Annotated in this window: 3 protein-coding genes and 1 pseudogene; 1 reads left to right on the top strand and 3 read right to left on the bottom strand. The window is 42.5% G+C overall.

The annotated features are described in order from the left end of the window. The first annotated feature begins 43 nt into the window (after positions 1–43). Positions 44–715: pseudogene (locus tag HWQ37_RS08955) on the top strand (rhomboid family intramembrane serine protease). Positions 716–796: 81 nt separating this feature from the next. Here the strand turns inward: HWQ37_RS08955 and HWQ37_RS08950 are convergent. The 3 genes from HWQ37_RS08950 to HWQ37_RS08940 form a co-directional block, all read right to left on the bottom strand. Then, positions 797–2,971, bottom strand: a complete 2,175-nt coding sequence (locus tag HWQ37_RS08950) for a GumC family protein (RefSeq protein WP_292745985.1) — start codon at positions 2,969–2,971, stop codon at positions 797–799. A gap of 220 nt (positions 2,972–3,191) precedes the next feature. Further along, positions 3,192–4,553 (bottom strand): polysaccharide biosynthesis/export family protein, encoded by a 1,362-nt coding sequence (locus HWQ37_RS08945; RefSeq protein ID WP_292745983.1) that lies wholly within the window; start codon positions 4,551–4,553, stop codon positions 3,192–3,194. Between the two features lie 233 nt (positions 4,554–4,786). Then, positions 4,787–5,509 carry a cyanoexosortase B system-associated protein gene (locus HWQ37_RS08940; RefSeq protein ID WP_292745981.1) on the bottom strand — a complete coding sequence of 241 codons (723 nt, stop codon included), beginning with the start codon at positions 5,507–5,509 and terminating at the stop codon, positions 4,787–4,789. Positions 5,510–6,143: the final 634 nt, after the last annotated feature.

Genomic DNA, 6,143 nt, shown 5'->3' with positions numbered 1-6,143 from the left:
ACAAGCTATATTGCAATTAGCCAATAATTTAGGAAAAACACCTGTGTTTCCCCTCTACGATGAAAACCCGACGCGAATCACCCCGTATTTCACCTACGGGTTAATTGGCATGAATATTTTAGTTTTTATTCATGAGGTGAGCCTGTCACACGCACAATTGAGTCAGTTTTTAAATGAGTATGCGGTAGTGCCTCAACAGTTAACCACCAATTTAAGTGGAGAATGGATAACATTATTTACGTCACAATTCTTACACGGCGGTTGGTGGCACTTAATCTCGAATATGGTGTTTCTCTGGGTTTTTGGCAATAATATTGAAGATCGATTGGGTCATATCAAATACCTAATTTTTTATTTGGCGTGTGGTGCTTTAGCTGCCTTGTGCCAATGGTTTATTGGGATGACTTCTGAGATTCCTTCCTTGGGGGCAAGTGGTGCAATTTCTGGGGTTTTGGGTGCGTATATTATCCGCTTTCCCCACGCTTAAGTCATGACTTTAATATTTTTGGGGTTTTTCGTCACCACAATCAGAGTTCCAGCACTAGTCATCATTGGAATTTTTGTCGTGCAAAATGTGATATCTGGTCTTGCTAGCCTACAAACAGCCGCTAATATGACCGTGCAAACTGGTGGAGTTGCATATTGGGCACACATCGGTGGTTTTGTATTTGGGGTAATTCTCGCTCCCCTATTTGGCTTGTTTCGGCGCGACTAATCAATCCTCTGCAAGACGCTTTTCTACAAGAGGCTACGGCAATGCGATACTCTGCGTTAAAATTTCTACATTTTGAAACTATTAGTTTTTGTTGGCACTCGCTGAAACTTCTTCTGACTGTTCTACCTCAGATGTAAATGTTGATGATTTTGCAACTTCTTCAGGTGCAGAAACGATGATATCAGCACCATTGATGATTGCTCCCAATAACCCCAGTTCAGATTCAACCAATTGATCGATAGCTTCACCTAGCATATTCTCTTGCGTATAGTGTGGTCGCGCCACTAGTATAATCCCATCACTGTAGGGTTGAATTAACAAAGGATCATTGGATATGCTGAGAGGACTTGTATCTAAAATAACTAAATCGAACCGTTCGCGGACATCTTCTATGAGCCGCCGCATTTCGCTGGATTCAAGAATAGCCGCAGATTGCCGCACTGGCCCAGGGCTGGGGAGAATGTATAAATTTTCTACGTCAGGAACTAAACGAATACATTCACTCAAATTGGCGTAATAACGCAGGGGTTCAAGAGTGGCTTCAGGGTCAGGAATTACTTTCAAGGATGTGCAACGGGAAGGCGATCGCAAATCTGTTTCGATAATCAAGGTTCTTTTACCAGCACGGGCAGAAGCGACACCCAAATTATAAGCACTTGCCGTTTTACCCTCTAGGCTACTGGTGCTAGTAATTAATACTACCTTTAAGTTTTTACCACCAATCCGCCGCAGATTACTACGGAATTTCTCATAAAATTCTAAATAAGGAGAATCTTGGGAAAATACCACCGGCACTTCATCTTTCTCCAGATCGTCAACTGGCATTAAAGGCAATTCTCCCAACAGTACCACTTCCCGTTGCTTGAGGCTCTCGCGGATATCCTCTCTGGTTTTGAAAGTACCTTCCAGCGCCCCCAGCAAAAATATCACCCCACCACCAATCAACACACCTAAGAAACCACCCACAGCAAGGGTAATCGGTACACTTTTCGGAGGTTTGGGATCGACAGTGACTGCGGGTCGTCTGGCAATACTAAGGCTGCTAGTAGTTTCTGCCTCTGCGGTTTTCGCATCGGTTAGCTTCACTTGCATTTTGTCATAGATGGCTTTTTTGAGTCCAACCTCCTCTTCTAAACGCGATCGCTCTAATTGCTTATTGGGTATCAAAGCATACTCTCGCCGGAGTCGCGCTTCTAGTTGGATTTCTTGAGCTAGTTGTTGTTGCAGTGTCTCCCGTTGGGTTTGTAAAGACACCATTTGGTTTGCTAATTGCTGGCGTGTTGGATCTAAGCTGCTTTGAGTGCGAATACCTGCAACGCTACCCTGAAGCGGAGCCGCCGTCCCACCACCACCTAAAACTTCAGCAGCACGTTGTTGTAGTAATTCCTCAGCAGCTTGTTTCTGACGCATTAACTGCACCATCGTTGGATGTTCCGGGCGCAAATCTTTTCTGAGTACAGCGATTTGCGATTCACTTTGATAAATTTGCGCTCGTAAGTTACCAATAATTGGATCGGCACTCAAAGCAGAAGAAACATAAGCTTGTCCGACTGTTAAGCCTAACTTATTTTGTAAACTGCGAGCTTGACCATCAACCCCAGAAATAGTTAATTGAATTTGCCGTTGGAGATTTTGGCTGGCAGTAATGGCGCTTAACAAGCTGCCATTTTCGGCGGCTAAGATTGCTGTTCGCTCGACGCGATCGTACTGTTCTAGCTTCTTTTCAGCAATTTGCAATTCCCGTTTAGCTTGTGGTGTGCGATCGTTAATCTTTTGAATAATTGCTTGTAATCGCCCAGTATTGATGTCACTACTCAACTTGATCATTGCTTGCATCAATTCCGTCAAAACCTGTATGGCTCGTTTCGCGTCACTATCTACATATTTCAATTCAAAGGTAGAAGATTCTAATTCTCCACTCTTAGCATTTTTTTTAGGTAGAGCAAGAGCAAGACTTGCACCGAGTTGTTTCGGTTTGACACCAACTTTCTCTGCCACACCTGCAATTATCTGGTTTGATAGTAAAACTTCCTCATTTAGTTCCTTTCCTTGCTGTTGGATTTCATTACCAGTGGCAGAGAAAGAAACTGGCGGGCCACTATAAGTAAGTGCCCCAGATGCTATATAGCTAGTAGGTGGATCTGGTTGCATAGCTACTACAGTTGACCCAGCGACAACTAAAGCAAAACTAGCTAGTCCAATCCACTTATATTTATCAAAAGCAATAAGATAGCGTTTAACAATTGGTGGGGTCATGGTCGCTTCACTCCAATTAAAAATTAAAAATTAAAAATTAAAAATTAGGAAGCACCAAATGAAAGATAGTGGTTTTGATCCAAGGATGCTATCAACTTCCTACTGTATAATATCGGTTTCTATCTTTAAGATTTTCCCATTAATAAATTTAAAGATAAGTTAGAGATGTGGCTTCCTACACTCCAAACTATTTTCAGCTTGCATCCTTCTTTTAATGTTACTAATTATTCGATCCACCACCGATGTTGTCAAAAAACCGGAGAAAGGATTGAACATTGAAGAAAGGTTGGGTAATGGTGGTCAGGAAATTAGTAATTCTACCAATGAGGTTCCGACCAACAACAATAACATCATTATCTTGAAGTGCTACATTTTGAGATGCATCACCACCTAGAGCTTTTTTAGCATCAAGTTTTTGGGTAACAGCTTTGCCTCGTTCCGAATCAAAGCGAACCAGAGCGATATCTCTCAAATTAGCAGTGTCTACATTTACTCCTCCCAAAGCATCTACAAATGTACTACCGTTAGGCAGTGCTTGAATAGAAAGACCACCCGCCGCGTAGTTTAAAACTCGGACTCTAATCTGTGGCGTAGCCAAGGATGAACGTGCTACTAAATTGCGATCGTAACTATCCTCATTACCGACTTCACGACGAGGCACGAGTATTGCATCTCCGTCTTGTAAGCGGAAATTCGGGACTGAACCGCCATTTTGCAGTGCTGCATATAAGTCAATAGTTTGTGAAATTACAGAACCATCCATTAACTTTCGGCGTACTTGTATCTGTCGCAGGTCTGCATTCAGCGTTGAACCACCAGATACTTGCAAAGCATCAGGAACGCGGGGTGTTGGTGAATTAATCGGATAAATTCCTGGTCGAAAGATTTCTCCGCTAATGGTAACTTGAACTGGTCGCGTTCCTGCCAAGGATACTACCACAATTGGATCTGGGAAAAAGCGACTCAAGCCCAGGCGAATTTTTTCTTGAGCTTCTTCCAAGGTCAAACCTTTTAATGACACCGTTCCCACTTGCGGCACGATAATGTTGCCTTCTGGACTAATTACAGCTTGAAAACTGAGGTCTGGACGCTGCGCTGCTAATGCTAAAACTATTATTGGATCGACTACATAACGATTTAAACCCAAGCGAATTTTGTCTTCAGCTTCTTGCAAAGTTAAACCTTGTAAAGAAACTGTTCCCAATAACGGCACCGCAATATTACCTTCTGGGTTGATTGAAGCTTGAAAGCTCAAATCTGGAAAGCGCTGAACCGAAACGCTAATTCCATCTCCTATACCTAAGCGGTATGGACCAGGAGGACGCTGAAGCACAACACCAATTGCATCTCCTGGCCCCAAGAGGTAACGGCTGAGTTGCGGGGAAATTTCTTCATTTACACCTGGAGGTACAACCTCACTACCTGGCACTGGTGAGGGGAATAGCCCTGGTGATTGTCCTTTATATGGAAAAGGCTGGGCAACAACAAGTTGGATAGGTGTTGTTAAGAAAACTCCTACTTGAAGACTGACAAAACACAGGGCGCTGAATCCACGCATACAATAACTGGGATCTATGAACATCGGTGTAGAAAATATTGATCTAGAAATTAGTTGCGCCGAGTGGTTATTTTACTCGAAAAATGTCTTAGATGTCTCTTTTATCTACAAGTATTTACCAAGAGAAAGAGAATAACTTTGCTAAATTTAATTTCTAACTTCATGTTTTTAACATGATTTTAGGTGAGTTTCAGCCTGAACACAATTTCTAGAGATAGTCTTGATAAATCTCAGCACAAGGGCATCTATAACAGACTCTACAAAGGGCCTGCCATTAATGCAGCTTGTACTGTTTCCCCAATAGACTGGGCTAAAGACCAAGAAGTTTCTACCTGTCCCAAAGGTTCCATTGGAATCAGAATGCTCACGCCAACCCAAGGAGTGCGTTGCTTGCGCCACTGTGCCAGTTGGTCTGCCAAAAACCAGTGAAAAGGTGATGGATTTCCGCCGTCTGGCATAGCATACCATTGTAAAACAGCGAAGGTTTGCTGTGGTGTGGAGGCGCGAAAGAACCTAGCCTCTACTTTAGTTTGGACATTAGAAGCCAACTTTGCAGATGGTTTGACAGTAAATTCCGCAGAACGAGATTGAGCTACATCCCACTTTCCCCAGCGTGACCTTCCCCAGCCGTTAACGTCTGTCCACTCTACCTCTGGTTGATCCATAGGCCCATTTTGCGGCAACAAAAGCAAGATTGCCTGGGATTCGGAACCTTCTTTTTTAATTACCTGCAAAGACCAATTATGTTCGCCAATTTGCTGTTCTGCTTGCTCAATGGTTTGCCAACCAGGAAGGGTTAACCCAGTTTTGCGGATCTGTTTTAGTTCGTGGAGGCTAGGAACAGGGGGCGGCTGTTTCCATTGCCAGTGTCCTGTCAGGTATCCGGGAACCCCTGCTATTGCTAAGAGTATTAGCAATAACAACAGCGCTGCTACCTGAGTCAATTGGTTTTCCTTGAAAAACTTAGAGAAGGAAATCATCAGTAAAATTTGCAATACTTAGGCAAAATTTTACTTTATAAAATCACATTGTGAGTTCAGTATAAAATCACATTGTGAGTTCAGTAATATTTAGGACTTACGTATAAGTGATGAAAAATCCACTGTTTTCATTACTTGTCGAAATGTTGAATAGGATGGAAAGTTGATTGTCATATCTAGGTTTAACAGTTCAATCAAGCTCTGTCTGTGTACCTATCTATTACCCGGATCTTTCTCAACATTTGTGAGTGAATGCTCTCACATTTTTTCTAACCCTGATTAGTTCGTCTTTAATTCTCAATAAAAACGCAGTTTTAGCGAGAATATTAAACGCCAATTTGTCAAGTATGCCTAACGTCTTAGTTTTTAAGATGGTTATGAAACCAAGGTTTCAGGATTGTAAAGAAAGATGTGACTAATGGATAGACTTTTTAAGGGGGGGGTTGGGGGGATCTAAGACTTTGAAAACACCCACTGGGCAAAGCAATCCCAATACTCTTGCGATTGCGTTTCTACGAGACGCTCTCGCGTTCACTGCACTTTGTTCCGTTCGCAATGACAATTTCTAATCCAAAATAGTATAAACTATATCATGTTCGATAAATAGTTGTCATTGCTTCGCTCTGCTCGCAAT

Source organism: Nostoc sp. NMS4 (genome assembly GCF_017115095.1).
In the GTDB taxonomy this organism is placed as follows: domain Bacteria; phylum Cyanobacteriota; class Cyanobacteriia; order Cyanobacteriales; family Nostocaceae; genus Nostoc.
The sequence above is the reverse complement of the archived record's forward strand: the minus strand, read 5'-3'. Positions and strand labels throughout refer to the sequence as shown.

Coding starts and splice junctions, on each gene's coding strand:
- HWQ37_RS08950 (WP_292745985.1), bottom strand. CDS start 2,971: ATGACCCCACCAATTGTTAAACGCTATCTTATTGCTTTTGATAAATAT.
- HWQ37_RS08945 (WP_292745983.1), bottom strand. CDS start 4,553: ATGTTCATAGATCCCAGTTATTGTATGCGTGGATTCAGCGCCCTGTGT.
- HWQ37_RS08940 (WP_292745981.1), bottom strand. CDS start 5,509: ATGATTTCCTTCTCTAAGTTTTTCAAGGAAAACCAATTGACTCAGGTA.